A 26,952-nucleotide genomic window follows, 5' to 3' on the forward strand; every position below is an offset into this window, starting at 1 on the left:
GCTGGGGCTCCGCCCCAGGCCCCGAACGCGCCTGAACGGCGCTCGTCCTCAAACGCCGGACAGGCTGAGGATGCGCATGCTGCCCGGCATGGAGTAGTCAGGGGCGCGGGGAACTGCGCGGGACGCGGGCACGGTCCGCAGACGGAGGCCGGGGTTCCTGGGGCTTTGCCCCGGGCCTCGTTCGGTTGTGGGGGCGGTCACAAGTGTGGGGTTTCCGGGTGGGCGCGCCCACCTGAGAGAATGCTGAGCATGGCCCTGAATCGTCCGCGCGTGCTCTCCGGAATCCAGCCCACCGCAGGCTCGTTCCACCTCGGCAACTACCTCGGCGCGGTCCGCCAGTGGGTGGCGCTGCAAGAGTCCCACGACGCGTTCTACATGGTCGTGGACCTCCACGCGATCACCGTCCCGCAGGACCCCGCCGAGCTGCGCGCCAACACCCGGCTCGCCGTGGCGCAGCTGCTCGCCGCCGGGGTCGACCCCGAGCGCTGCACCCTGTTCGTGCAGAGCCACGTGCCCGAGCACGCCCAGCTCGCCTGGATCATGAACTGCCTGGCCGGTTTCGGCGAGGCCAGCCGGATGACGCAGTTCAAGGACAAGTCGGCCAAGCAGGGCGCCGGCAACGCCACGGTCGGCCTGTTCACGTACCCGATCCTCCAGGTCGCCGACATCCTGCTGTACCAGGCCAACCAGGTCCCGGTCGGCGAGGACCAGCGCCAGCACATCGAGCTCACCCGGGACCTCGCCGAGCGGTTCAACGGCCGCTTCGGCGACACGTTCACCGTCCCGGAGCCGTACATCCTCAAGGAGACGGCGAAGATCTACGACCTCCAGGACCCGTCGATCAAGATGAGCAAGTCGGCGTCGACGCCGAAGGGCCTCATCAACCTGCTCGACGAGCCGAAGACGACGGCGAAGAAGGTCAAGAGCGCGGTCACCGACACCGACACGGTGATCAAGTACGACACCGAGAACAAGCCGGGCGTCTCCAACCTGCTGACCATCTACTCGACGCTCACGGGCCGCACGGTCGCCGAGCTCGAAGCCGACTACGAGGGCAAGATGTACGGCGCGCTCAAGACCGACCTCGCCGAGGTCATGGTGGAGTTCGTCACCCCGTTCCGGTCCCGTACGCAGCAGTACCTCGACGACCCCGAGACGCTGGACGCGCTGCTCGCCAAGGGCGCGGAGAAGGCCCGCGCGGTCGCCGCCGAGACGCTGGCGACGGCGTACGACAAGGTCGGCATGTTGCCCGCCAAGCACTGACCGGGTCCGGATCGGGACGGCGTGGCCGGAGCCCGGCCCCGGCCTCTGGTCAGCGGCCGTCCGGCGCGTCACACTGCACACCATCGACACCACAGCACGGAGGAGAACGACGTGGGGACCGTAACGCTCGGCGTTTCGATCGCGGTCCCGGAGCCCTACGGCAGCCTGCTCCAGGAGCGGCGCGCGGGCTTCGGTGACCCCGCCGCGCACGGCATCCCCACGCACGTCACGCTGCTGCCGCCGCACGAGGTCGAGGCGGCGTGCCTGCCGGAGATCGAGGCCCACCTGGCCTCGGTCGCGGCGGCGGGCCGCGTCTTCACGATGCGGCTCGGCGGCACGGGCACGTTCCGCCCGCTCTCCCCGGTCGTCTTCGTGCAGGTCGCCGAGGGGGCCGGCGAGTGCGCGTGGCTCCAGCAGCGGGTGCGCGACGAGGCGGGCCCGCTGGTGCGCGAGCTCCAGTTCCCGTACCACCCCCACGTCACCGTGGCGCACGGCATCTCCGAGGAGGCGATGGACGTGGCGTACGAGTCCCTCGCCGGCTTCTCGGCGTCCTGGACGTGCGACGGGTTCGCCCTCTACGAGCAGGGCGCCGACGGGGTGTGGCGCAAGCTGCGCGACTACCCCTTCGGCATCGGGGCGCTCGGCGTCCCCGCGCAGGGCGCCTGCCTGGACCACCCCTCCCTGCGCTAGCTCCGGCCGCTCACACCGGCAGCCGGCGGAACACCCCGCGCGGCACGTGCCGCAGCGCGGACATCACCAGCCGCATCGCGCCGGGCACCCACACCACCTCGGCCCGTCGCCGCAGCCCCGTCTCGATGGCGAGGGCCACCGCCTCGGGCGTCGTGGCGAGCGGCGCCTCGGTGAGCCCGGCCGTCATCTTCGTACGGACGAATCCGGGGCGTACGACCATGACGTGCACCCCGCTGCCGTGCAGCGCGTCGCCGAGGCCCTGGGCGAACACGTCGAGTCCGGCCTTGCTCGATCCGTAGATGAAGTTGCTGCGCCGGGCGCGCTCGCCGGCCACCGACGACAGCACGACGAGCGAGCCGTGGCCCTGGGCCTGGAGCGCCTTCGCGCAGACGAGGCCGGCGGAGACCGCGCCGGTGTAGTTGGTCTGCGCGACGCGTACCGCGGCGAGCGGCTCGCCCTCGTCGCGGGACTGGTCGCCGAGCACCCCGAACGCGAGCAGCACCATGTCGATGTCGCCCTCGGCGAACACCTTGCCGAGGGCGACCTCGTGCGCGGCGGGGTCGAGGGCGTCGAAGGCGACGGTGTGGACGTCCGCGCCCAGCTCGCGCAGACCGGCCGCCGCCGCGTCGAGGGCGGGCGAGGGGCGGCCCGCGAGCCAGACCGTACGGGTGCGGCGGGCCACCAGGCGGCGGGCGGTGGCGAGGCCGATCTCGGACGTACCACCGAGCACGAGCAGCGATTGCGGGGTGCCGAACGCGTCCTTCATCAGGGCTCCTTGAGGCAGAAGGGGAGGGGCGGGGGAGCGGCGCGGGTCACAGGCCCAGGCGGCGGCTCATGTCCGAGGTGAAGACTCCGCGTGGGTCCAACTCGGCGCGCAGCGAACGGAATTGGGGCAGCATCGGATACATGCGCTCGACCAGCTCCGGGCGCATCCGCGCGTCCTTCGCGAGGTAGACGCGGCCGCCCGCGCCGGCCACCTGCTCGTCCAGCTCGTCGAGGAGGAGGCCGAGACCCGGCAGCTTGGCGGGGATGTCGAGGGCGAGGGTCCAGCCGGGGAGGGGGAACGACAGCCAGCCGGGGTCGGCCTCGCCGAAGCGTTTGAGCACGGCGAGGAACGAGGGGCAGCCGTGCCGCGAGATGCGGCGCACGATGGCGCGCAGGGCCTCCTCCTGGCCGTACCCGACGACGAACTGGTACTGCACGAAGCCGCCGCGCCCGTAGACGCGGTTCCAGTGCGGCACCCCGTCGAGGGGGTGGAAGAAGGTCGAGATGCGCTGGAGTTCGCCCGTGCGGTGCTTGGGCGCCTTGCGGTACCAGAGCTCGTTGAACGCGGTGACGGAGGCGCGGCCGAGCAGCCCCTCGGGCAGGAAGGACGGCGCGGCCGGCAGCCGGCGCGGCCGGAAGGCGAGCGGGGTGCGGGCGGCGCGGGGCGGCAGCATGTCGAGCGGGGCGTGTTCGCCGCGGGTCAGCACCGCGCGCCCGGTCGCGCCGCCCCGTGCGAGCAGGTCGATCCAGGCCACCGAGTAGCGGTAGCGGTGGTCGCCCGATTCGAGCCGCGTCATCAAGTCGTCCAGGTCCACCGCCCGTTCGGTGTCGACGGCCATCAACGAGGTCTGGACCGGCAGGAGTTGGATCGTGGCGCGCAGGATCACTCCGGTCAGGCCCATGCCGCCGGCCGTCGCGTCGAACAGCTCGCTGTCCGCGTCGACGGTGCGTACCGTGCCGTCGGCGGTGAGCAGGTCGAGGGAGCGGACATGGCGGGTGAAGGAGCCCGAGACGTGGTGGTTCTTGCCGTGGATGTCGGCGCCGATCGCCCCGCCGACCGTGACGTAGCGGGTGCCGGGGGTCACCGGGACGAACCAGCCGAGCGGCAGCAGCACCTCCATCAGGCGGTGCAGGCTGACGCCCGCGTCGCAGACGACCACGCCGGCCTCGACGTCCACGGTGCGGATGCGGTCGAGTCCGGTCATGTCGAGGACCGCGCCGCCCGCGTTCTGTGCGGCGTCCCCGTACGCCCTGCCGAGCCCGCGGGCGATGGTGCCGCGCGCGCCGCACGCCCGCACGGCGTCCGCCGCCTCCTCGTAGCTGCGGGGGCGGAACAGCCGGGCCGTGGTGGGGGAGGTGCGGCCCCAGCCGCTCACGGACGTCGGGGCGCCGGCGGGTGCGGGCACGGTGTCGGGCCCGGTGGTGGGCGCCGTGTCGGGTGTCGTCTCGGCAGACATGAATGTGACCGTATCGCCTAACTCATCCCCTTTGCCCCACTCGCGCCGCTCCCTCGCCCGCGTCGCGCCGGGCGTGCAGATCATCACTCACCGAAATGGGTGATTACCTGAGTGTCAGTCCCATTTGTCCCGTAATACACCCGTGAGGCGCAGGAGAGTCGCCGGTGGCCTGCGGCCAGTTGGCGGGCCGACGACGTCATGGAAGAGGGGTGGCAGATGCAGAGACCGTCGTGCGCCGACGCCGACGAGCGGCTCCTGGCCGCGCTGCGCGACTGCGGCGCGGACCCGCGGGTGGCCGCCGCCGCCCGCACCCTGTCCTGGGCCGGTGAGCACGGCGCGCTCTGGCTCGCGGCCGGGCTCGCGGGCGCCGCAGTCGACCGGGACCGGCGCGGCCCCTGGCTGCGCGGTACCGCCCTGGTCGCCGCCGCCCACCTCGCCAGCATGGGCGTCAAGCGCCTGGTGCGCCGACCGCGCCCGTCGCTCGCCGCGGCCGAACCCCTGGTGCGGACCGCGGGGCGGCACTCCTTCCCCAGCTCGCACGCCAGCTCCGCGGCGGCCGCCGCCGTCGCCTACGGGGCGCTGCGGCCCGCCGGCGCGCACCTGGTGCCGCCGCTCGCCGCCGCCGTGTGCGTCTCGCGCCTGGTCGCCGGGGTGCACTACCCGAGCGACATCGCGGCCGGCGCGCTGCTCGGCGGTGTCACCGCGCGGGCGGGCGCGGCCTGGATGCTGGGCGCCCTCGAAGGAGCGCGCCGATGACCGAGCCCGGCGTCGTCCTCCTCGACGACCACGGGGCCGCGGCGGCCCCGGCGCACCGGCGCCTGCTCGCGCTGCCCGGCGCCCTCGTGCGGACCGCGCGGCCCCGGCAGTGGGTCAAGAACGTGCTCGTGATGGCGGCGCCGGCCGCCGCGGGACGGCTGTCGAGTCCGCACGACATCACCCGACTCGCCCTGGTCTTCTGCCTGTTCACCGCCGCGGCGTCGGCCGTCTACCTCATCAACGACGCCCGCGACGCCGAGGCCGACCGCGCCCACCCCGACAAGTGCCGCCGCCCGGTCGCCGCCGGGCAGGTGCCGGTCGCCGCCGCCTACGCGGCCGGCGGGGTCCTCGCGGTGCTCGCTCCGCTGGCCGCCGCGCTGACCTGCAACGCGATGACGGCCACGCTGCTGTCGTCGTACGTCGTCATGCAGCTCGCCTACTGCGTCAAGCTCAAGCACGTCCTCGTCGTCGACCTGGTCGTGGTCACCACCGGGTTCCTGATGCGGGCGATGACCGGCGGAGTCGCGCTCGGCATCCCGCTCTCCCGCTGGTTCCTCATCACCGCCGGGTTCGGCGCCCTGTTCATGGTCTCGGCCAAGCGGTACTCCGAGGCGCTCCGGATGGAGGGCAAGGGCGCCGCCACCCGCGCGCTCCTCGACGCCTACACCACCGGCTATCTGCGCTTCGTGTGGCAGCTCGCCGCGGGCGTCGCCGTGCTCGCGTACTGCATGTGGGCGCTGGAGGCGGGCGGTGTCGCCAACGGCGCGCTGCTGCCCTGGCGGCAGCTGTCGATGGTGCCCTTCATCGGGGCGATCCTGCGCTACGCCGTCTTCGCCGACCGGGGCAGCGCCGGCGCCCCCGAGGACGTCGTGCTGCACGACCGCGCCCTCGCCGTCATCGGCCTCGTCTGGGTCGCCATGTACGCGCTCGCGGTGACCGACCTGTGAGCACCGCCCGCTCCATCGCCCGGTCCGAGGTGGTCGGCTTCGCACTGGCCGGGGTCTGCGCGTACGCCGTCGACCTCGGCCTCTTCGTGTGGCTGCGCTCGGGCCTCGGCTGGGACCCGGTCGCCGCCAAGTCCCTCTCGTTCGTGGCCGGTTGCACGGTCGCCTACCTCGGCAACGCCTTCGGCACCTACCGGGGGCGCGGGGCCGGCCGGCGCGAGTACGTCGTCTTCCTCGCCGTGAACCTCGCGGGTGCCCTGGTCCAGCTCCTGTGCATCGCGGTCACGCACTACGGCCTCGGGTACACGTCGCCGCGCGCCGACACCCTCTCGGGAGCGGTGTTCGGCATGGCCCTCGCGACCTGTTTGCGCTTCTGGGGAACGAGAACGCTGGTCTTCGGCGGGGGACCGGAAGGATTGCCTCCGCACGGACACGGTCGAGCCGGAGAGGGTAGTCGTACGTCATGGACTGGCTGAAGAAACTTCCCGTTGTGGGGCCCTGGATCGTCCGGCTCATGCGGACCCACGCCTGGCGCTCCTACGAGCGGCTCGACCGCGTCTACTGGTCCAGGCTGGCCGCCGCCATCACCTTCATCAGCTTCCTCGCGCTGTTCCCGCTGCTCACCGTAGGCGCCGCCGTCGCGGCCGCGCTGCTCTCCGGCGACCAGGTGCAGAAGTTCCAGCACACCATCGCCGAGCAGGTCCCCGGCATCTCCGACCAGCTCGACCTCCAGTCCCTGATCGACAACGCGGGCACCGTCGGCCTCGTGGCCGGTGCCCTGCTGCTCTTCACGGGCATCGGCTGGGTCTCCCAGATGCGCGGCTGTCTGCGCGTGGTGTGGGAGGCCGAGGACACCGACGCCGAGGAGAACCCCGTCCTGCGCAAGCTCAAGGACGGCGGCATCCTGCTGGGCCTCGGCGCCGCGGGGCTCGCCTCCTGGGCCGCGTCCTCCGTCGGCTCCACCGCCGTCGGCTGGACCGCCGACAAGCTCGGCATCGACCAGGGCGGCGCGGGGGGCGTGTTCCTGCGCGTCGCGGCGATCGCCGTCGCCGTCGTCGCGGACTTCCTGCTCCTGCTGTACGTCCTGACGCTGCTGCCCGGCGTGAGCCCGCCGCGCCGGAGGCTCTTCGTGGCGGCGCTGGTCTTCGCGATCGGCTTCGAACTCCTGAAGCTGCTGCTCGGCGGCTACATCAAGGGCGTCGCGGCCAAGAGCATGTACGGGGCCTTCGGGGTGCCCATCGCGCTGCTGCTCTGGATCAACTTCACGGCGAAGCTGCTCCTGTTCTGCGCGGCGTGGACGGCCACCCCGTCGAAGGAGGACGACCCGGCTCTCGCCGAGGACCCCGGCCCCGGCGCCTCCGGAGCGGTCGCCACCGACTGAGGTCAGCGCCGCCGGAGCGGCCAGCGCCGGTTGATCAGGAAGACCGCGCCGGCCACCAGGGCCAGTGCGCCGCCGGCGATCCCGAGCGCGGTGCCGGCGCCGCCGCTCTCGCCCTTGGCCGCGGACGCCTGCCCGGGGCGGTTCTTCGCCCCGGCCTGCGCGCTGCCGGCGCTCGCGCCCGTGCTCGTGCCGGTCTTGGCCGTCGCCGACTTCGGCGGGACCAGGTCACCGACCGGGGTGACCTTCCCGCTGGCCGCGAACCCCCAGTCGAGCAGCCGCGCCGCCTCCTTGTAGACGGCCTGGCTCTCGCGCGCCTCGGGGTTCATGACGGTGACGAGGAGCACCTTGCCGTTCCGCTCGGCGACCCCGGTGAAGGTGGCACCCGCGTTGGTGGTGTTGCCGTTCTTGACGCCCGCGATGCCCTTGTACGGGTTGAGCCCGAAGTCGCCGGTGAGCAGCCGGTTGGTGTTCTGGATCTCGAACGTCTCGCGCTTCTTGTCCTTGTTCTCGGCGCCGGGGAACTTGGCGGTCGCCGTCGCGCAGTACTCGCGGAAGTCCTTGTTCTGCAGCCCCGAGCGGGCGAACAGCGTCAGGTCGTAGGCGCTGGAGACCTGGCCCGGCATGTCGTAGCCGTCCGGTGAGACGACCCGTGTGTCGAGGGCCTGGAGGTCGTCGGCCTGGGTCTGCATGTCCTGGACGGTCTTGGCCACGCCGCCGTTCATCGAGGACAGCACGTGCACGGCGTCGTTGCCCGAGCGCAGGAAGACCCCGAGCCACAGGTCGTGCACCGAGTACGACAGGTTCTCCTTCACGCCGACCAGGCTGCTGCCCGCGCCGAGCCCGGCCAGGTCCTTCGCGACCACCAGGTGCTGCTCGTCCCGGGGGAACTTGGGCAGCACGGTGTCGGCGAAGAGCATCTTCAGGGTGGACGCGGGGGGCAGCCGCCAGTGCGGATTGTGCGAGGCGAGCACCTTGCCGCTCTCGGCGTCCGCGACGATCCAGGACCGTCCCGTCACGTCCTTGGGGAGCACGGGCGCACCGGCGCCCAGCCGCACCTGCGTGCCGGCCTCGCCGAGCAGGTCCCCGCCCACCTTCGACATGCCGGTGGGCGGCGCGTCATTGCGCTGGCCCGGGGCGCCGGGCGTCGGCGAGGCGGCCGGCTTGTCGTCCCGGGGCGCCGCCGCGGCGGGTGCCGCCGCGAGCGCGGGCAGCACGGCGGCGGCCACGGCGACGGACAGGGCCAGCCCGGCGGCCCGCTTCGGCGCGCGCGGACGCGACGCGGGGAGGAGGGGATGCTCGGCGCTCTTGATCACGTTCACGGGAGACACGTTCGAGAACGTACAGGCTGCGACCGGCGATCCGATCATCGTACGGATGACCCGCCGGGAGCTCCCACCCGGCCGGAGGTGTCCGAGGGCGGACGCCGATACTGGAGCCATGAAACTCAGCCGCCCCCTCTCCTGGTTCCTGCTCGTCTTCGGTGCGTGGAGCTGGGTCATCTGGATCACTTTCGTGAAGAACCTGTGGAAGGACGGCAGCGGGCTCGCCTTCGACGCCGCCGGTGACCCCACCGCGTACTTCTGGGTCCACCTGCTGCTCGCCATCACGTCGTTTCTCCTGGGGACGGCGGTGGGGGCGATCGGGTTCCGTTCGCTGCGGGTCCTGCGCCGTGAACAGGCGGCTACGGAGGGTTCCGTCACGCTCGGCTAACGAGTGGCTGTGAGTGATTGGTTGTCTCTTCCACAATGTGAAGGTCGTGTGATTGGCTGAGCCCCATCACGGGCGCAGCGTGCCGACTCCGCGCGCCCGGCAAGGGTGGGGCGTTCCGAGGAGAGCACGGCGATGCGGTCGATCCGTATGCGGATGGTGGCAATAGGCGCGGCGGTGGTGGTCGCCGGCGTAGGGGGTTGGCAGCTGCTGCCGTCCGATCACGAGAAGAAGGACCCCATCGTCGTCGGCACGACCGACGTCATCACGTCGCTCGACCCGGCGGGCGCCTACGACGCGGGGTCCTGGGCGGTCTACAACAATGTCTACCAGTCGCTGCTCACCTTCCGTGAGGGAAGCTCGACGCCGGTGCCGGACGCCGCCAAGAGCTGCACCTTCGTCGGGCAGAAGCTCCAGACGTACCAGTGCGAACTCCGCGACGACGTCAGCTTCTCCAGCGGGCACAAGATGACCGCCGAGGACGTGAAGTTCTCCTTCGACCGCATCTTCAAGATCAAATCGGACCTCGGCCCCGAGCCGCTGTTCTCGATGATCGCCTCGGTGAAGGCCGAGGGGAACACGGTCACCTTCAACCTGAAGACGAAGGACGCCACCTTCCCCTCGAAGCTCGCCACCGGCGCGGGCTCCATCGTCGACAGCAGCCAGTACCCGGCGGACGGGCTGCGCAAGGGCGACTCGGTGAGCGGCTCGGGCCCGTACCTGCTCAAGGGGTACACGAAGGACTCCTCGGGGCACCCCGTCAGCGCGAGCCTGGAGCCCAATCCGCATTACCACGGCGCCGTGACCAAGTCGGGGCTGCCCATCACGGTGCGCTACTTCGCCGAGGCCGACCAGCTCAACGACGCCTGGCAGGCGAAGCAGGTCGACGTCACCCACCGTGAGATGCCGCCGTCGGTGCTGGCCAAGCTGTCGCCGGGCCCCGATCTGCGCATCACCACCTCGCCCGGCTACGACATCCGCGCGATGAACTTCAACCTCAAGTCGCCGAGCCCGGTCTCCAGGGTCAAGGTCCGCGAGGCCGCCGCGGCGCTCATCGACCGCGGAGCGCTCGTCAACGCCGTCTACAGCGGCACCGTCGACCCGCTGTACTCGGTGATCCCGCAGGGCTTCACCGGCCACAGCACCGCGTTCTTCGACGCCTACCCGCAGCCCGACGCGGTCAAGGCGAAGTCGCTCCTGAAGGGCGAACAGCTCCCGGTCCGCTTCGACATGGCGTACCGCAAGCTCGGCGCCAACGGCGCGGAGGCCGAGGAGATCAAGAAGCAGCTCGAAAAGGACGGCCTGTTCAAGGTCAACCTGATCGCCGAGGCCGACTGGCCGAAGATGCAGCAGAACTACGCCGAGGGCAAGTACGACGCGTACACGGCGGGCTGGCTCGCCGACTTCCCCGACCCCGACAACTTCAGCCAGCCGCTCGTCGGCACCGGCAACAGCCTCCACAACAACTACTCCGACAAGACGGCGGACGAACTCATCCGCCAGACCCAGGAGTACACCGACCGCGGCCGCACCGCCGAGGACTTCAAGGCGCTCCAGGAGAAGGTCGCCGAGGACGTTCCGCTGATCCCGCTGTGGCAGGGCAAGAACTACGTGCTCGGCAACAAGGACATCAGCGGCTCGCAGTACCTCTCGGACGGCACGGGCGTATGGCGGCTGTGGGAGCTGGGCTGGATCTGAGCCGCGGGCCGCACGCCGGCCGGGCCGCCGGGGGCGGTGGGGCCGGCCCCGGGCCGCGTCCGGTGGCGTCGGGCCGATGGGGCCCGTGGGGCCGGAGTGAACCGGTGGGGTTCACCCAAAGGGCTTCTGTCCAAGCCGCCACCGGTTCTGCTCCATTGACCCCGCCCGGACTCGCTGCTTCCGTCGAGGGATGCGCCTTTCCCGCCGTACGCTCCTGAGCTCGCTCGCCGGATCGGCCCTCGCCCTCGGGGCGGGCACCGGGACCGGACACGCCGCCGGGGCCCGGGGCCCCGCCGCGCCGGACCCGGCCGCGCGGGCCCTGGCCCGGCTGCTGCCCCGCCACACCGGCCAGGTCACCTTCCGCGCCCCGGCGGACGCGGCCGACCGCGACCGGGACCGCGATCGCTTCCGCGTCTCGGGCGGCGCCGGCCGCATCCTCGTCGAGGGCACCACCCCGGCCGTCCAACTCACCGGATTCCACTGGTACTTGCGGCAGGTGGCCCACGCCCACATCTCCTGGGCCGGCGAGCAGACCGCCCTGCCCGCCACCCTGCCCGCCGTGCCCGCGCCCATCGAGAGGTCGGCCGGCGTCACCCACCGCTTCGCCTTCAACGACACCAACGACGGCTACACCGGCCCGTACCACGACTGGGCCTACTGGGAGCGCGAACTCGACGTCCTGGCCCTGCACGGCTACAACGAGGTGCTCGTCTACCTCGGCGCGGACAGCGTCTACCACCGCACCTTCCTCCAGCACGGCTACGACGACGCCGAACTGCGCGCCTGGCTCCCCGGGCCCGCGCACCAGCCCTGGTGGCTGCTCCAGAACATGTCCGGGTTCGGCGGTCCGCTCAGCCGTCAACTCCTCGACGAGCGCGCCGAGTTGGCGGTCCGTGTCGTGACCCGGCTGCGCGAACTCGGCATGAGTCCGGTGCTGCCCGGCTACTTCGGCACGGTCCCGCCGGGCTTCACCGACCGCGACCCGGAGGCCCGTGTGGTGCCGCAGGGCGTCTGGGGCGGCTTCCCCCGGCCCGACTGGCTCGACCCGCGCACCGACTCCTTCGCCCGGGTCGCGCAGACGTTCTACGATGTACAGACCGAACTGCTCGGCGCCGCACCGGCCTACAAGATGGACCTGCTGCACGAGGGCGGCACCCCCGGCGACGTGCCGATCGGCGACGCCGCGCGGGCCGTCGAAACGGCGCTGCGCACGGCGCACCCCGGGGCGCTCTGGACCATCCTGGGCTGGCAGAACAACCCGCACCGCGAGATCGTCGAAGCCGTCGACACGACCCGGCTCCTCATCGTCGACGGCCTCTCCGACCGCTTCCCCTCCGTCACCGACCGCGAGAAGAGCTGGGAGGGCACGCCCTACGCCTTCGGCTCCATCTGGAACTTCGGCGGCCACACCGCGATGGGAGCCAACACCCCCGACTGGGCGTCCCTGTACGAGAAGTGGCGCACCAAGCCCGACAGCGCGCTCGACGGGATCGCGCTCATGCCGGAGGGCGCGGACAACAACCCCGCCGCGTTCGCCCTCTTCTCCGACCTGCCCTGGACGGACGGCCCGCTCGATCTCCAGGAGTGGTTCCGGCAGTGGCCGCGCTACCGGTACGGCGCCGACGACCCGCACGCGGCCCTCGCGTGGGACGTGCTGCGCCGCACCGCGTACGGCACCACGCGCGCCGACTCCTGGAGCGAGGGCGCGGACGGCCTGTTCGGCGCCCGCCCCGACCTGAACGTCCTGGCGGCCGCATACTTCTCGCCCCACCAACTGCGGTACGACGCGGCCGAGTTCGCCAAGGCGCTGCCCGCGCTCCTGGCCGTGGCGCCCGCCCTGCGCACCTCGTCGGCCTACCGCTACGACCTGCTGGACGTGGCCCGCCAGACCCTCTCCAACCGGTCCCGCCGGCTGCTCCCGGACATCCGCGCCGCCTACACGGCTAAGGACACCCAGCGCTTCGCGAGCCTCACGGGGGAGTGGCTGCGCGACCTGGACCTCCTGGAACGCGTCGTCGCGACCGACCGGGGCCATCTCCTGGGGCGGTGGCTCGCAGACGCCCGGTCGTGGGGCGCGACGGCCGAGGAGAAGGGCCGCCTGGAGTACGACGCGCTGACCCTCCTCACGGTGTGGGGGCCCCGCGCGGCGGCCGACGACGGGCATCTGCGGGACTACGCCAACCGCGAGTGGTCCGGCCTGGTCGGCGGCCTCTACACCCTGCGCTGGCGCACCTTCTTCGACACCCTGACCACGGCCCTCACCACGGGCCGCCCCCCGGCCCCCGTCGACTGGTACGCCCTGGAGGACACCTGGGTGCGCACCCACCCGCCGTTCGCGACGGAGCCCAGGGGCGACATCGTGAAGGTGGCGGGGGAGGTGAGCCGGACCCTCGGCCTCGGCTAACTCTTCTTGCGGGAGGCCGCGGCCTGCGACATCCCCGGCAGGAAGTCCGTGAACAGCTCGTGCACCTCGTGGACCAGGGGCCGCAGCACCCGGAACCGGGCGAGCGCGACGCCCCGGGTGGTGAGCTTGGCGCCCCGCGCCGCGAGCCGGTAGCTGCGCTCGCGGCCCTCGGAGCGGTCGAACACCCAGTACAGGACGAGCCCCATCTGCGACAGCCACATCAACTCGGGCAGTACGTCGACGAGTTCGGCCGGCACCTTGGTCTTCGTGCCGGCCAGGACCTCGCGGTGCACGGAGATCGCGGCCTCGCGGGCGTGCTCCGACTCCGTGGAGAACGGGCTGAGCGGGCTGTCCGGATCCGCCGCGTTCTTGAAGAACTGCGCCGCGAACTCGTGGTACGGCGACGCGATGTCGAGCCAGACCCGCAGCACCCCGGCGAGCCGCGCCTCCAGATCCGTCTCGGTGTCCAGGACCTCCCGCACGGCCGCGTGGTGCTGGGCGGCGATCCGGTCGTAGAAGCCCTGGATCAGGTGCTCCTTGCCGGCGAAGTAGTAGTACGCGTTGCCGACCGAGACCCCGGCCTCCTGGGCGATGGCCCGCATCGTGGTCTTGTCGTACCCCCGCTCCTGGAAGAGCCGCATCGCGGTCTCCAGGATCAGGGTGCGGGTCTGCTCGCCCTTGGCGGGCCGGGACCCGGCCCCATCCGGGGCCGTCTCTTCGGACACGTTCTCTGCTGGCACGCCACGAGCCTAATCGGCCAGGTGGAAGCGCGGAGGCCAGGGTTCACACCCGCGCGCGGCAGCCCCGTCACGTTCATCACCAGGGAGCACTGGGAGGCGAGGACGCGCAGTCGCCCCGGGTGCATGTGCCGTACGGGTCGCACCGGCGGCGCTGCGCCAGGGTGTGCCCAACGGGCCGGACCGCCCCCGGGCGCCGTCGATGACGAGCCGATCCGGCACTCGTCATGATCTACACCGGCCGCCCGCTGTAGCGTGACCGTCGGACAGGGGAGGGTGATCCGGCGGTGGCGGTGATTCTCGGGGCGGGCCAAGCACTGGCCCAAGGCCGTTATGTCATTGAGGAGTTGATCGGCGAGGGCGGCATGGCCGCGGTGTACCGGGCCGTGGACACCTCGCTTGGCAGGGTCGTCGCGGTCAAGACGATGAACGCCGCCGTGGCATCCGTGCCCGGCAACCGCGAGCGGTTCCGCCGCGAGGCCCGGATGATGGCCCGGCTGAGCGAACCCCATGTGGTCGCGGTGCACGACGTGGGGGAGGAGAGCCTGGCCGGGGCCGTCGTTCCCTTCCTCGTCATGGAGTACGTAAGAGGGCGCGACCTCGGCGCGTATCTTCGGGAACGGCCCGGCGGCCTTCCTCTCGACCAAGCACTGCGCATCACCGCGGACGTGCTGATGGCACTCGCCGCGAGCCACGCCCAGGGGCTGGTACACCGGGACATCAAACCCGCCAACGTCCTGGTGACCGAGCGCGGGTCGGTGAAAGTGACGGACTTCGGCATCGCTCGGGCGCTCTGCCAGGACGGCGCGGGCACGGCTCTCACAGGAACCGGCTTCGTCATCGGCACACCGCACTACATGGCGCCCGAGCAGTTCGAGGGGCGCGGAGCCATCGACGAGCGGGCAGACCTGTACGCGGTGGGCGTCATGCTCTTCGAACTGCTCACCGGCGCTGTCCCGTTCGACGCGGACACCGGGAACGCGATCGGCTACCAGCACTGCACGATGACACCCCCGACACTCGCCGAGGCGGGCGCCGACGTTCCCTCCGCGGTCGAGGACATCGTGGCGCGCGCCTTGGCCAAGAGCCGGCAGGACCGGTTCCCCGACGCACCGTCCATGCGGCTGGCGCTGGTGCGGTTGCTGCCCAAACGCCTTGAGGAGGAGGCGGGAAATCGCCCGACCGTGCTGGACAGCGGTGCAACGGCGGCCGATACCGACCTGCACGCGGCGCGCACGCGGACCGGGCCCGTGCCCGGGGGTGGGCCCGGCCGCCCGCCCGCACTTCTGGCTCCGCCGGTCCACCCGCCCGTCCCGGCGGGACCGGCATCAGAGCCCGCCCATGTGCCCGCGCCGCCCCAGTCTCCGCCCACGCTCGCGTACGTCCTGCCGCCGACCGCCCCGTTCGCCGGACCAGCGCCCACGACGCCTCGTGGCCTGCGCGAGCGTCGGCGTTTGATCGGCCGCTCGTACGCGCTGATCGTGCTGACCCTGCTGCTCGACGTTCTGGTGTACCGCGCGAACATCCCACGGGGCCTGGTCGTGCTGCCCGCGGTGTCCTCCGCCTGTGGATTCTGGCTGGCGGGCAAGGGCGGTGTGGCATCACTGACCGAATCGCGTCGCGTGGGGTCCGGGCTCCTTCAGGTGAGCGCCCTGCTGCCGCTGGTGATCCACTCCGCACTCGGACTCGCCGCCCTGGTCGACATCGCTACGGTGCTGTCGGCGCCGTAGGGGGCGTGGACGCGGTGGGGGGCGTACAGGACGGGCCGGCTCCCCGGAGGGGATCACCGCGCGTTCACCGGTACGGGTGAGGGCCCCGCCCCCGGAAGCGAACTTCCAGGTGCGGGGCCCTCGCACACGTACGGCCGGGAAGGGTCAGAAGCGGCGCGTGATCAGCGCGCGCTTCACTTCCTGGATGGCCTTGGTGACCTCGATGCCACGGGGGCACGCGTCGGTGCAGTTGAACGTCGTGCGGCAACGCCACACGCCGTCCTTGTCGTTGAGGATCTCCAGGCGCTGCTCGCCCGCCTCGTCACGGCTGTCGAAGATGAAGCGGTGCGCGTTCACGATCGCGGCCGGGCCGAAGTACTGGCCGTCGTTCCAGAAGACCGGGCAGGACGACGTGCACGCGGCGCACAGGATGCACTTGGTCGTGTCGTCGAAGCGCTCGCGGTCCTCCGGCGACTGCAGACGCTCGCGCGTCGGCTCGTTGCCCTTCGTGATGAGGAAGGGCATCACGTCGCGGTAGGCCTGGAAGAACGGCTCCATGTCCACCACCAGGTCCTTCTGGACCGTGAGGCCCTTGATGGCCTCGATGGTGATGGGCTTGGCGGGGTTGATGTCCTTGATCAGGGTCTTGCAGGCGAGGCGGTTCTTGCCGTTGATGCGCATGGCGTCGGAACCGCAGATGCCGTGGGCGCAGGAGCGACGGAAGGTCAGCGACCCGTCGATCTCCCACTTGATCTTGTGGAGACCGTCGAGCACACGCTCCTTCGGGTCGATCTCCAGCTGGAAGTCCTGCCACTGCGCCTCGTCCGAGACCTCCGGGTTGAACCGGCGGATCCGGAAGGTGACGGTGATGTACGGCGAGTCGGCGAAGCCGGGCTCCGGCGCTCCGGTGGTGCCGGGCTTGTCCATCGTCGGGGTTGCCATCAGTACTTACGCTCCATCGGCTGGTAGCGGGTCTGGACGACGGGCTTGTAGTCGAGGCGGATCGAGTCCTTGCCGCCGTCCGCGACCTCGCGGTACGCCATGGTGTGGCGCATGAAGTTGACGTCGTCGCGGTTGGGGTAGTCCTCGCGGTAGTGACCGCCGCGGGACTCCTTGCGCGCCAGGGCGGAGACGGCCATGACCTCGGCCAGGTCGAGCAGGTTGCCCAGCTCGATGGCCTCCAGGAGGTCGGTGTTGAACCGCTTGCCCTTGTCCTGGACGGACACGTTCCGGTAGCGCTCGCGCAGCTCGCCGATCTTCTCGACCGCCGTCTTGATCGTCTGCTCGGTGCGGAAGACCATGACGTTGGCGTCCATGGTCTCCTGCAGCTCCTTGCGGATGACCGCCACGCGCTCGGTGCCGGTCGCCGACAGCAGGTTCGCGACCTGCGCCTCGACCTGCGCCGCCGGGTTCTCCGGAAGCTCGGTGTACTCGGTGGTGTGCGCGTACTCGGCCGCGGCGATGCCCGCGCGCTTGCCGAACACGTTGATGTCCAGGAGCGAGTTGGTGCCCAGACGGTTGGCGCCGTGCACGGAGACACAGGCGACCTCGCCGGCCGCGTACAGACCCCGCACGACCGTGGTGTTGTCGCTGAGGACCTCACCCTGGACGTTGGTCGGGATGCCGCCCATGGCGTAGTGCGCGGTGGGCTGGATCGGGATCGGGTCCGTGTACGGCTCGATGCCGAGGTAGGTGCGCGCGAACTCCGTGATGTCCGGGAGCTTGGCGTCGAGCTGCTCCGGCGGGAGGTGCGTCAGGTCGAGGTAGACGTGGTCGCCCTCGGGACCGCAGCCGCGGCCCTCGCGGATCTCCGTGTAGATGGAGCGCGAGACGACGTCACGGGACGCGAGGTCCTTCATGACCGGCGCGTACTTCTCCATGAAGCGCTCGCCGTCCTTGTTGCGGAGGATGCCGCCCTCACCGCGGGCGCCCTCCGTCAGCAGGATGCCCATGCGCCAGATGCCCGTCGGGTGGAACTGGAAGAACTCCATGTCCTCCAGGGGCAGCCCGCGGCGGTAGCACGCGGCCTGGCCGTCACCGGTCAGGGTGTGGGCGTTGGACGTCACCTTGAAGAACTTGCCGGTGCCGCCGGAGGCGTAGATGACCGACTTGGCCTGGAAGACGTGGATCTCGCCGGTGGCCAGCTCGTACGCGACGACGCCCGCGGACTTCTTGACGCCGTCCTCCTCGACCAGGAGCTGATCGAGGACGTAGAACTCGTTGAAGAACTCCACGCCCTCCTTGATGCAGTTCTGGTAGAGGGTCTGGAGGATCATGTGGCCGGTGCGGTCGCCCGAGTAGCAGGCACGGCGGACCGGGGCCTCGCCGTGGTTGCGGGAGTGACCGCCGAAGCGGCGCTGGTCGATCTCACCGGCGGGCGTGCGGCCGAACGGCAGGCCCATCTTCTCCAGGTCGAGGACCGCGTCGATGGCCTCCTTCGCCAGGATCTCGGCGGCGTCCTGGTCGACCAGGTAGTCGCCGCCCTTGATCGTGTCGAAGGTGTGCCACTCCCAGTTGTCCTCCTCCACGTTGGCGAGCGCGGCAGCCATGCCGCCCTGCGCCGCACCGGTGTGGGAGCGGGTGGGGTAGAGCTTGGTCAGCACGGCGGTGCGGCTGCGCTTGGTCGACTCGATGGCCGCGCGCATGCCGGCGCCGCCGGCGCCGACGATGACGGTGTCGTACTTGTGGATCTTCATCAGAGAATTCCTCAGTCCCTCAGCCCGTGGCCTAGCGGATGTTCGGGTCGAAGGTGAAGATCACCAGCGTGCCCAGCAGGACGGTGAACACCGTGGCGGTGTAGAGCAGCATCTTCAGCCAGAAGCGGGTGTTGTCCCGCTGCGCGTAGTCGTTGACGACGGTGCGCAGGCCGTTGGCGCCGTGCAGCATGGCCAGCCACAGCATGGCCAGGTCCCAGATCTGCCAGAACGGGGACGCCCAGCGGCCCGCGACGAACGCGAAGCCGACCTTGGAGACGCCGCCGTCGAGGACGAGCTGGATCAGCAGGTGCCCGAGGACCAGGACGACCAGCACGATGCCGGACAGCCGCATGAACATCCAGCCGTACAGCTCGAAGTTCGTACGGGTGGACTTCGGGGTCTTCTTGGTGCGCCGGCGCGGGGCCTCGATGAGCGGGGCCGGGTGATCGGTGTCGTACAGGCTCGCGCCCTCGACTTCCCCGATGGCGGCGGCGGAAGAGGTTTCGGCAGACATCTCAGTCCTCAGCTCCCGAACAGTTCACGGACGGCGTGGCCGAGCACCGGGTAGAGCGCGCCCACCATCAGCACGACCCAGATACCGACGACGGTCCAGAGCATCTGCTTCTGGTAGCGCGGGCCCTTGGCCCAGAAGTCGACGGCGATGATGCGCAGGCCGTTGAGCGCGTGGAACAGGATCGCGGCGACGAGGCCGTATTCCAGACACGCAACGATGGGCGTCTTGTAGGTGGCCACGACCTTGTCGTACGCCTCGGGGGAGACACGCACGAGAGCGGTGTCGAGGACGTGGACGAACAGGAAGAAGAAAATGAGGACGCCGGTGACTCGATGAGCCACCCAGGACCACATTCCTTCCCGGCCGCGGTACAGCGTTCCAGCCGGCACGGAAGAACCCTCCGGGAGCGGTGTGAAGGGCCGGCCGGCTTCAGTGTCGGTCTGACCCGGCCGGGTACGGTCCACCGGCCCCGGTCATCGTAGCGACGAGTTGTCGGTTCCCTCGCGCCGGGTCCATAGGTGTGATCAAACAGGCAATCAAACAGGCTCGTACGGCCTAGAGGACGGGCGGGAGGCCGACCTGCGCGACGGCCCTACAGGAAGTGGGGTGCGGCACTCCACGCGTCGGGTTCGGGGTGGCTCGCCACCAGATGGGCGAGCCGGGCGCGGGCCAGCCGGCGCAGTTCGTCCGCGGCGATCGAGCGCTCCTCGTCCCGCTCGTTGCTCATCCGTACGCGGATCCCGGTGAGCACCCGGTCCAGGTGCTCGGCCGGGTCGACGCCGTCGAGGCAGATCACGAAGGCGTGCCGGAAGCTGCTCTCGTACGCCGCGTGTGCCGCCGCGAGCGCCGTGTGCGCGGCCTGCGGGGCGCTCTCGTGCAGGCCGGGCGAGGACTCGTCGGCCAGCGCCTCGTCGAGATCGGCGGCGCTCAGGTCGTAGCTCGCCTCGTCGGCCGCGGCGAGAAGGGAGCCCAGGTCGGGGTAGGGGCGGTGGGCGGCGATCCGCAGCGCCCAGCGGCGGCTTGCGCAGCAGGCGAGCAGGGCGGCCTCGGCCGCGCCGGACGACGCGTGGTTGAACCGGTCGAGTCCGCCGAGGCGCGGCGGGGCAGCCGGAACGGATGTGCCCCGTACCTGATTCGGTATGGCCGCCCGCCCCTGGGCACGAGGAGTGTGATGGAGTGTCGGCGGTCGCTTCCGGGGGCCGGTGTGGGAATCGCTGGACAGCGTGGGCTCCTCGAAACACCGCGCGGGACGGTGCAGTGCGGGACGGACGGGCTCGGAGCGCGAAAACTGGAGGGGACAGAGAGGTGGGAGTGCCGCCACGCTATCGACGTGGAGCGGGAGGCGTCCGAGGGTTGCGCGAAATTTCACCCGGACGTGAGCACCGGGCCACGCGCGGTGGACGGTTTCCCCGGCACTTCGGCGCCAGGTCGCCGGGTTGCCGGGCCGTCCGGTCGACGGGCGGGGGACCCGGCTTGGCCCTTACCCTTGGGCGACGGGAGGTTTCTGAGTGATGTCGCGTTTCAGGATGTCACGGGCCCGGACGCCGCGGTCCGGCGACCCGAAGGGGTCGTCCTCGCCGTCGTCCGAGGCGCGCGCCTCCCAGCCGCGCCCGTGGGCCCGGCCCGCCTGGCTCCACCGGCCGCGCGGCCGGCGTGCCCTGATGCTGAAGGTCGGCCTCGGCTGCCTCGCGGTCCTCGCGCTGATCATCGCGGTCTGGCCGGACGACGACACCCACGGCGGCCACGGCGGCCCGGTCGACACCCGGCGCGCCTCCTCGGCGCTGCCGGCCCCCTCGCCGATCTACCCGATCTCGTCACCGCCCCGCACGATCCCCTCCGTACGGGAACACCGCGCGGCCCGGGGGCCCGGGTTCCGGCCGGTCGGTTCGACCCGGGTGATCGTGGCCACCGGCAGCGAGAGCCTCGCCGACGAGGGGAAGCTGTTCGCGCAGGAGCTGGGCGTCGGCTACACCACCGGCGCGAAGCCGGGCGCGGGCGACATCGAGCTGGCGCTGAACCGGCCGCCCGCCGGGCAGAAGCCCGTGCCCGAGTCGTACACCCTCACCACCACCGACCGCCGGGTGCGGATCACCGGCGACGACGACGCCGGGGTGTTCTACGGCACCCGCACCCTCAAGCAGGCGCTCAAGGGCGGCGGGGTGATGCCCGAGGGCGTCGTCAAGGACCGCCCCGACAAGCCGCAGCGGGGGCTCAACCTCGACATCGCGCGCAAGCCGTACAGCGAGACCTGGATCGAGGACCAGCTGCGGCAGATGGCCGACCTGAAGATGAACCAGCTCGGCCTGCACTTCTCCGACGACCAGGCCTTCCGCATCGAGTCGCAGAGCCACCCCGAGATCGTCTCCCGCGACCACCTCAGCAAGCGCGACGTCCAGCGGATCGTGGCCCTCGCGACCAAGCTGCACATCACGGTGGTCCCCGAGATCGACTCGCCGGGCCACCTCGGCGCGGTGATCGCCGCCCACCCCGACCTCCAGCTGCGCGACAAGGACGGCAAGGCCGTCAAGGGCGCCATCGACATCGCCAACCCCGACTCGGCGCGCATCGTCGACGACCTGCTGCGCGAGTACGCCGACCTCTTCCCCGGCCAGTACTGGCACCTGGGCGGCGACGAGTACCAGGCGCTCGTGGTGAAGGCGCCGGCCACCCCCGAATCCGCCTTCCCCGGTCTCGCGGACGCGGCCCGCGCCAAGTACGGCGCCAAGGGTGACATCAAGGACCTGGCGACGGGCTGGCTCAACGACCGCGAGGAGACGGTCGATTCGGCGAGCGCGGGCCGCACCTTCAAGGCGTGGAACGACGGCTTCTTCGCCGGCGGCCAGGTCTCGGCCGACCAGGGCCGCGAGGTCGAGTACTGGACGGGCAAGGAGATCGGGGTGCGCCCGCCCGAGGACTACCTCGCCGAGGGCCGCCCGGTGGTCAACCTCAACGACGAGTACCTGTACTACGTGGTCGGCGAGCCCAACACCTTCAAGTACCCGACGGGCAAGCGGATCTACGAGGAGTGGACCCCGCTGGTCCTGCGCTCCACCAAGCCGGTGGACGCCAAGTACGCGGGCCAGATCCTCGGCGGCCGGTTCGCCGTCTGGTCGGACATCCCCGGCGCCCAGACCGAGGAACAGGTGGCCCGCGGCATCCGGATGCCGCTGCGCGCGACGGCCCAGAAGCTGTGGGACACGCGCGCGCCGTCGATGGCGTGGGAAGAGTTCAAGTCCCTGGCCGACCGGCTGGGCTGAGCGCGGCTCCTGCTCTCCGCGAGCGGCGGAGGGCCCCGCGGGTGCGGAGGACGACCGGGGCCGCCACCCCCCACAGGAGAGGCCCCGGCCGTCTTCCGGCGGGGTCGTTGTGGCGACCCCGTACTCCCTTCAGCGCCGAGGGTGCGTTTTCTGTCACACCGCGCTGCGTCAGGAGATAGTTGCGGGTTGTACAAGGCGTGGACTTATGGGGCGTCAAGGCCGTAGCGTGCAGATTCGCGTACGCGGATGCGACCGTGATGACCAGCGGTGACATCGAGACAGTCAGTCAAGACAGGGTGCAGGGATTGCTGGGGGACGACGCGGAGCTGACCGCCGCGGTGCTCAGGGCGCAGGACGGGGACGAGGACGCGTTCCGTGCCGTCTACCGCGCCGTGCACCCGCGCCTGCTCGGCTACATCCGCACGCTGGTCGGCGAACCCGACTCCGAGGACGTCGCCTCCGAGGCCTGGCTCCAGATCGCCCGCGACCTGGAACGCTTCACGGGCGACGCCGACCGGTTCCGCGGCTGGGCCGCCCGCATCGCCCGCAACCGGGCCCTCGACCACATCCGGATGCGCGGCCGCAGGCCCGCCGTCGGCGGCGACGAGAGCGAGCTGACCGCGCGCCCCGCCGAGTCGGACACCGCCGACGAGGCGATGGAGGCGCTCGGCACCGGACGTACGATGGCGCTCATCGCCCAGCTCCCGCAGGACCAGGCCGAGGCCGTGGTGTTGCGCGTGGTGGTCGGCCTCGACGCGAAGAGCGCGGCGCAGACCCTGGGCAAACGGCCCGGCGCGGTGCGGACCGCCGCGCACCGGGGCCTGAAGCGGCTTGCTGAACTGCTCGGCGCGGAGGGCTCCGCGGAGGATGTGGCCCAGGATGCGGAGGAGCTGGGCGCCATGCCGTCGCAGCGCGCGCCGGAACGCGGTGTGACGCAATCGCCCGCCCGGACGCAGAAGGACATGTGATGGCTGACGAGCGGCACGAGTGGCTTGACGGGGATGCCGCCGAGCGACTGCTGCGCGGCGAAGGCGTCGAGCCCGGCGACGAGCGGGCCCGCGAAGACGCAGCCGTCCTCGCGGCCCTGCTGCGTTCCCTCGGCGCCACCGAGCCGGCCACCACCGAACTGCCCGGCGAGGCGGCCGCCCTCGCCGCCTTCCGCAAGGCCCGCACCGCCGATGCCGCGGACACCGAAGGTCTCGGCCTCGTCAAGGTCGGGCGCGTGGCACGGCAGGCCGACGCCCCCCGGCGCAGACGCTTCGCGCCCGTGCGCCTCGGACTCGCCGCCGCGCTGGCCTGCTGTGCGCTCGGCGGGGTCGCCGTCGCCGCGGGCACCGGTGTGCTGCCGGGTCCCTTCGCCTTCGACGAGCAGGACCCCACCCCCGCGTCGACCGTGTCCGCCGACATGACTCCGGGACCCGTCGACACCTCGCCCTCGCACTCGCTGCCGCCCGGCCCCTCCACCGCGACCCCCGGCGACCGGCACGGGCAGCCGACCGCGCCCGGCAGCACCGGCGGCGACCCCTCGGCCGCGGCCACCCCGGGCGGGCCGAGCGCGGACACCGGCACCGGCCCCGGCCACGGGGACGGGGACGGCACCGAGCAGGGCGGCCCGGCCCCCGGCGCGGGGACCGAGGGCGGCGGCACCCAGCAGTGGCTCGCGAACAGGGCCGACGACTGCCGCGACTACCGTTCGGGCCGGCTCGACCAGAGCAAGCGCCGCACCCTGGAGTCGGCCGCCCACGGCCCGGCCGCGGTGAAGGCGTTCTGCGATCTGCTGCTCGACCACAAGGGCGGCAAGGGCGACGGCGCCGACAAGGGCGGCAGGCCCGGCGGAGCGGACGGCGGCGGCGGATCGGGCGGTCCGGGCGCCCCGGGCAAGGGGAAGGGCGACGTCCCCGGGAAGACCGCCGGCGGCGGGGGCGGCGGCAAGCAGTCCTCGGTGACCAGGCCCGACGGGCTGCTCGGCCGGCTCAGCCCCGCCGCACCCGCACTCGCCTGAACGCCCCGCACGCACTCGCCTGAACGCCCCGCCCCGCACCGAACGCTCCCGATCCCTCTGCGGTCGCGTCCCGAGCGCGCGGAAAAGGGCCCGGTCAAAACCGGGAGTAACGTTTTTTGAGACGGCGGCGCAGTACTGAGTGAGCCGACTGGTCATCGGCGGCGCAGATGAGCCGGGGTTCCCCCCGTACCCACGGCTCCGCGCGAATGGCGCGGGCGGGACACGTTCCCCCGGTCCCGCCCGCGCCCCCCTTCTTGGCCGGCCCCGACCGGCCCCGGGCGGCTCACCAGTAGACGACGACCTTGTCGCCGTTCCGCACCTGGTCGAAGAGCGCCGCGATCTTCGCCTTGTCCCGGACGTTGACGCAGCCGTGCGAGGCGCCGTTGTAGCCGCGGGCCGCGAAGTCCGACGAGTAGTGCACCGCCTGGCCGCCGCTGAAGAACATCGCGTACGGCATGGCCGTGTGGTAGATCGTCGAGACGTGGTTGCGGCTCTTCTCGAACACCTTGAAGACGCCCTCGCGGGTCGGCGTGTACTCCGAGCCGAAGCGCACGTCCATCGTCGACTGGACCTTGCCGTCGACGACCCAGGACAGCGTCCGGCTCGTCTTGCTGATGCACATCGTGCGGCCGGTCATACAGCGCGGGTCGAGCTTGGCGGCCGGCTTGTTGACGGCCGTGCCCGCCAGCTCCTGCGCCGTCGGTTCGGTGGTCATGGCGAGCAGCCGGTCCCAGGTCACGCTGTCCGTCTTCCCCGTCGCGGGGAGCCCGCGCTTGCCCTGGAAGCCCTTGACGGCGGCGGTCGTCGCGGCACCGTACGTGCCCGTCGGGGCGGAGTCGAACCAGCCGATCTGGGCGAGCCGGGCCTGGAGCTCCTTGACCTGGGCGCCCTTGGAGCCGTTCGCCATCAGCACCTTGGGCGCGGGCCCGGCCGACGGCTTGGCGGCGGGCTTGGCGGCGGCGGCCGACGCGCTGGGCGCGGCGGCGGGCTTGTCGTCGGTGGAAGCCGCCGCGGAGGGGGAGTGCGAGGAGGACGCGGACGACGACGGGGCCGCGGGCGATCCGGGGGCGGCCGGACCGTCCGACAGCGGCTTGGCGCCCGGCCCGCAGCCGACGGCGGCCACCGCGACGACGGCGCTCGCGGCGAGGGTCTTGGCTATGACAGTGGTGCGGTGGTTCTGGCGCATCGGTCGCCCCCCTGATTCTCTGTGTCCCCAGAGACAGATTCCCGCGCCGAACGGTTGCAAAAGCGGGCGACCGCGTCGCGAAAGTTGTGAGCAAGCTCCCAGCGTGCGCCTGTCCACCCGTGGCGCCCGCGCCGCTACAGTCCGTCGCGAGGGTGGGTACCAGTGAGTAATAAAGCAGCGGAACTCCAACGGGAGGCACAGCACATGACGCGCGAGTCCGAATCCGGTCTGCCTATCGAGCCGGTCTACGGGCCGGACACCCTCGCCGGCTGGGACCCCGCCGAGAAGCTCGGCGAGCCCGGCGCGTACCCCTTCACGCGCGGCGTCTACCCGTCGATGTACACCGGCCGGCCCTGGACCATGCGGCAGTACGCCGGCTTCGGCACCGCCGTCGAGTCCAACGCCCGCTACAAGCAGCTCATCGCCAACGGCACCATGGGCCTCTCGGTCGCCTTCGACCTGCCGACCCAGATGGGCCACGACTCCGACGCCGCGATCGCCTCCGGCGAGGTCGGCAAGGTGGGCGTCGCCATCGACTCCCTCGACGACATGCGGATCCTGTTCGGCGGCATCCCGCTCGACAAGGTCTCCACGTCGATGACGATCAACGCCCCGGCCGCGCTGCTGCTCCTGATGTACCAGCTCGTCGGCGAGGAACAGGGCGTCGCCGCCGACCAGTTGACCGGCACGATCCAGAACGACGTGCTGAAGGAGTACATCGCGCGGGGCACCTACATCTTCCCGCCGAAGCCCTCGCTGCGGCTGATCGCCGACATCTTCAAGTACTGCAGGGCCGAGATCCCCAAGTGGAACACCATCTCGATCTCCGGCTACCACATGGCTGAGGCCGGCGCCTCGCCCGCGCAGGAGATCGCGTTCACGCTGGCCGACGGCATCGAGTACGTACGCACCGCCGTCGCGGCCGGCATGGACGTGGACGACTTCGCGCCGCGCCTCTCCTTCTTCTTCGTCTCCCGTACGACCATCCTCGAAGAGGTCGCCAAGTTCCGTGCCGCGCGCCGCATCTGGGCCCGGGTGATGCGCGACGAGTTCGGCGCCGAGAACCCCAAGTCGCTGATGCTGCGCTTCCACACCCAGACCGCGGGTGTGCAGCTCACCGCCCAGCAGCCCGAGGTCAACCTGGTCCGCGTCGCCGTCCAGGGCCTCGCGGCCGTGCTCGGCGGCACCCAGTCGCTGCACACCAACTCCTTCGACGAGGCGATCGCCCTGCCGACGGACAAGAGCGCCCGGCTCGCCCTGCGCACCCAGCAGGTCCTGGCCTACGAGACCGACGTGACCGCGACCGTCGACCCCTTCGCCGGGTCGTACGTGGTCGAGAGGATGACGGACGAGGTGGAGGCGGCCGCCCTCCACCTGATGGAGCGCGTCGAGGACTTGGGCGGCGCGGTCACCGCGATCGAGCACGGCTTCCAGAAGGGCGAGATCGAGCGCTCCGCCTACCGCATCGCCCAGGAGACCGACGCGGGCGAGCGCGTGGTGGTCGGCGTCAACCGCTTCCAGGTCGAGACCGAGGACCCGTACGAGCCGCTCCGCGTCGACCCGGCGATCGAGGCCCAGCAGGCGGCCCGCCTCGCCGCCCTGCGCGCCGAGCGCGATCAGGCGGCGGTGGACGCGGCCCTGTCCGAGCTGAAGAAGGCGGCGGCGGGCGAGGACAACGTGCTGTACCCGATGAAGACCGCCCTGAAGGCCCGCGCGACCGTGGGCGAGGTCTGCGACGCGCTCCGCGAGGTGTGGGGGACGTACGTGCCGACGGACGCGTTCTGAG

General features: G+C 71.6%; 24 protein-coding genes. 14 read left to right on the top strand and 10 right to left on the bottom strand.

All coding sequences use genetic code 11. The features are described from left to right. The first annotated feature begins 249 nt into the window (after window positions 1-249). Together trpS and OOJ98_RS18055 are read left to right on the top strand one after the other, a co-directional pair. The gene (gene trpS / locus OOJ98_RS18050) at window positions 250-1,263 is read left to right on the top strand and encodes a tryptophan--tRNA ligase (RefSeq protein ID WP_267055920.1); all 1,014 of its coding nucleotides are present in this window, start codon (window positions 250-252) and stop codon (window positions 1,261-1,263) included. Between the two features lie 111 nt (window positions 1,264-1,374). Then, a complete protein-coding gene (locus OOJ98_RS18055; protein ID WP_267055921.1) occupies window positions 1,375-1,953 on the top strand; it encodes a 2'-5' RNA ligase family protein in 579 nt (192 codons plus the stop codon). Between the two features lie 10 nt (window positions 1,954-1,963). Here OOJ98_RS18055 and OOJ98_RS18060 read toward each other — a convergent pair whose 3' ends face one another. Continuing rightward, on the bottom strand, window positions 1,964-2,719 hold the full coding sequence (locus OOJ98_RS18060) for a decaprenylphospho-beta-D-erythro-pentofuranosid-2-ulose 2-reductase (protein WP_267055922.1): 756 nt from the start codon (window positions 2,717-2,719) through the stop codon (window positions 1,964-1,966). Between the two features lie 46 nt (window positions 2,720-2,765). Further along, a complete protein-coding gene (locus OOJ98_RS18065) occupies window positions 2,766-4,175 on the bottom strand; it encodes an FAD-binding oxidoreductase (protein ID WP_267055923.1) in 1,410 nt (469 codons plus the stop codon). 216 nt (window positions 4,176-4,391) lie between these two features. Here OOJ98_RS18065 and OOJ98_RS18070 point away from each other — a divergent pair, with 216 nt between their 5' ends. The 4 genes from OOJ98_RS18070 to OOJ98_RS18085 are packed head-to-tail and all read left to right on the top strand — an operon-like array spanning window position 4,392 to window position 7,256. Next, complete coding sequence (locus tag OOJ98_RS18070) at window positions 4,392-4,931, top strand: phosphatase PAP2 family protein (protein ID WP_267055924.1); 540 nt, start codon at window positions 4,392-4,394, stop codon at window positions 4,929-4,931. Continuing rightward, entirely contained in the window at window positions 4,928-5,878 is a 951-nt protein-coding gene (locus OOJ98_RS18075) for a decaprenyl-phosphate phosphoribosyltransferase (RefSeq protein WP_267055925.1), read from the top strand. Before OOJ98_RS18070 ends, OOJ98_RS18075 begins: the two co-directional genes overlap by 4 nt. Then, window positions 5,875-6,351 carry a GtrA family protein gene (locus tag OOJ98_RS18080; RefSeq protein WP_267055926.1) on the top strand — a complete coding sequence of 159 codons (477 nt, stop codon included), beginning with the start codon at window positions 5,875-5,877 and terminating at the stop codon, window positions 6,349-6,351. The genes OOJ98_RS18075 and OOJ98_RS18080 overlap by 4 nt, the downstream gene beginning before the upstream one ends. After that, a complete protein-coding gene (locus OOJ98_RS18085; RefSeq protein ID WP_267055927.1) occupies window positions 6,339-7,256 on the top strand; it encodes a YihY/virulence factor BrkB family protein in 918 nt (305 codons plus the stop codon). The genes OOJ98_RS18080 and OOJ98_RS18085 overlap by 13 nt, the downstream gene beginning before the upstream one ends. Before the next feature lie 2 nt (window positions 7,257-7,258). Here OOJ98_RS18085 and OOJ98_RS18090 read toward each other — a convergent pair whose 3' ends face one another. After that, entirely contained in the window at window positions 7,259-8,695 is a 1,437-nt protein-coding gene (locus OOJ98_RS18090) for a D-alanyl-D-alanine carboxypeptidase (RefSeq protein WP_323177910.1), read from the bottom strand. Between OOJ98_RS18090 and OOJ98_RS18095 the strand changes: the two genes are divergently transcribed. The 3 genes from OOJ98_RS18095 to OOJ98_RS18105 all read left to right on the top strand — a co-directional run bounded on the left by OOJ98_RS18095 (window position 8,694) and on the right by OOJ98_RS18105 (window position 13,065). Beyond that, window positions 8,694-8,966, top strand: a complete 273-nt coding sequence (locus tag OOJ98_RS18095; protein ID WP_267055929.1) for an SCO4848 family membrane protein — start codon at window positions 8,694-8,696, stop codon at window positions 8,964-8,966. The two genes, OOJ98_RS18090 and OOJ98_RS18095, sit on opposite strands and share 2 nt — an antisense overlap. 132 nt (window positions 8,967-9,098) lie before the next feature. Beyond that, window positions 9,099-10,661 carry an ABC transporter substrate-binding protein gene (locus OOJ98_RS18100; protein ID WP_267055930.1) on the top strand — a complete coding sequence of 521 codons (1,563 nt, stop codon included), beginning with the start codon at window positions 9,099-9,101 and terminating at the stop codon, window positions 10,659-10,661. Between the two features lie 190 nt (window positions 10,662-10,851). Then, on the top strand, window positions 10,852-13,065 hold the full coding sequence (locus OOJ98_RS18105) for an alpha-N-acetylglucosaminidase (protein ID WP_267055931.1): 2,214 nt from the start codon (window positions 10,852-10,854) through the stop codon (window positions 13,063-13,065). Here OOJ98_RS18105 and OOJ98_RS18110 read toward each other — a convergent pair. After that, complete coding sequence (locus OOJ98_RS18110; protein ID WP_323177928.1) at window positions 13,062-13,706, bottom strand: TetR family transcriptional regulator; 645 nt, start codon at window positions 13,704-13,706, stop codon at window positions 13,062-13,064. The genes OOJ98_RS18105 and OOJ98_RS18110 overlap by 4 nt on opposite strands. 383 nt (window positions 13,707-14,089) lie before the next feature. Here OOJ98_RS18110 and OOJ98_RS18115 point away from each other — a divergent pair, with 383 nt between their 5' ends. Further along, a complete protein-coding gene (locus OOJ98_RS18115; RefSeq protein ID WP_267055933.1) occupies window positions 14,090-15,532 on the top strand; it encodes a protein kinase in 1,443 nt (480 codons plus the stop codon). A gap of 144 nt (window positions 15,533-15,676) precedes the next feature. Here OOJ98_RS18115 and OOJ98_RS18120 read toward each other — a convergent pair whose 3' ends face one another. The 5 genes from OOJ98_RS18120 to OOJ98_RS18140 all read right to left on the bottom strand — a co-directional run bounded on the left by OOJ98_RS18120 (window position 15,677) and on the right by OOJ98_RS18140 (window position 20,042). Further along, a complete protein-coding gene (locus tag OOJ98_RS18120; protein ID WP_267055934.1) occupies window positions 15,677-16,453 on the bottom strand; it encodes a succinate dehydrogenase iron-sulfur subunit in 777 nt (258 codons plus the stop codon). Further along, the gene (sdhA, locus tag OOJ98_RS18125; protein ID WP_267055935.1) at window positions 16,453-18,207 is read right to left on the bottom strand and encodes a succinate dehydrogenase flavoprotein subunit; all 1,755 of its coding nucleotides are present in this window, start codon (window positions 18,205-18,207) and stop codon (window positions 16,453-16,455) included. The genes OOJ98_RS18120 and sdhA overlap by 1 nt, the downstream gene beginning before the upstream one ends. A gap of 31 nt (window positions 18,208-18,238) precedes the next feature. Continuing rightward, complete coding sequence (locus OOJ98_RS18130; RefSeq protein WP_267055936.1) at window positions 18,239-18,721, bottom strand: succinate dehydrogenase hydrophobic membrane anchor subunit; 483 nt, start codon at window positions 18,719-18,721, stop codon at window positions 18,239-18,241. An 8-nt stretch (window positions 18,722-18,729) separates the two neighbouring features. Continuing rightward, complete coding sequence (sdhC, locus tag OOJ98_RS18135) at window positions 18,730-19,110, bottom strand: succinate dehydrogenase, cytochrome b556 subunit (protein WP_267055937.1); 381 nt, start codon at window positions 19,108-19,110, stop codon at window positions 18,730-18,732. A 203-nt stretch (window positions 19,111-19,313) separates the two neighbouring features. Then, window positions 19,314-20,042: a 2-oxo-4-hydroxy-4-carboxy-5-ureidoimidazoline decarboxylase gene (locus tag OOJ98_RS18140; protein WP_323177911.1), complete on the bottom strand. Its 729-nt coding sequence runs from the start codon at window positions 20,040-20,042 to the stop codon at window positions 19,314-19,316. A gap of 190 nt (window positions 20,043-20,232) precedes the next feature. On the opposite strand from OOJ98_RS18140, the gene OOJ98_RS18145 reads away from it, so the two are divergent. From OOJ98_RS18145 to OOJ98_RS18155, 3 genes are all read left to right on the top strand, one after another. After that, window positions 20,233-21,978, top strand: a complete 1,746-nt coding sequence (locus tag OOJ98_RS18145; RefSeq protein WP_267055938.1) for a glycoside hydrolase family 20 protein — start codon at window positions 20,233-20,235, stop codon at window positions 21,976-21,978. A gap of 305 nt (window positions 21,979-22,283) precedes the next feature. Next, window positions 22,284-22,946 (top strand): RNA polymerase sigma factor, encoded by a 663-nt coding sequence (locus OOJ98_RS18150; RefSeq protein WP_267057012.1) that lies wholly within the window; start codon window positions 22,284-22,286, stop codon window positions 22,944-22,946. Beyond that, window positions 22,946-23,980, top strand: coding sequence for a hypothetical protein (locus OOJ98_RS18155; RefSeq protein ID WP_267055939.1), 1,035 nt, complete (start codon window positions 22,946-22,948; stop codon window positions 23,978-23,980). The genes OOJ98_RS18150 and OOJ98_RS18155 overlap by 1 nt, the downstream gene beginning before the upstream one ends. A gap of 283 nt (window positions 23,981-24,263) precedes the next feature. On the opposite strand, the gene OOJ98_RS18160 is transcribed toward OOJ98_RS18155, so the two are convergent. After that, a complete protein-coding gene (locus OOJ98_RS18160; RefSeq protein WP_267055940.1) occupies window positions 24,264-25,166 on the bottom strand; it encodes a L,D-transpeptidase family protein in 903 nt (300 codons plus the stop codon). 204 nt (window positions 25,167-25,370) lie between these two features. Between OOJ98_RS18160 and OOJ98_RS18165 the strand changes: the two genes are divergently transcribed. After that, entirely contained in the window at window positions 25,371-26,951 is a 1,581-nt protein-coding gene (locus OOJ98_RS18165; RefSeq protein ID WP_267055941.1) for a methylmalonyl-CoA mutase, read from the top strand. Window position 26,952 lies beyond the last annotated feature (1 nt).

The sequence above is a fragment of the Streptomyces sp. NBC_00083 genome (assembly GCF_026343295.1).
In the GTDB taxonomy this organism is placed as follows: domain Bacteria; phylum Actinomycetota; class Actinomycetes; order Streptomycetales; family Streptomycetaceae; genus Streptomyces.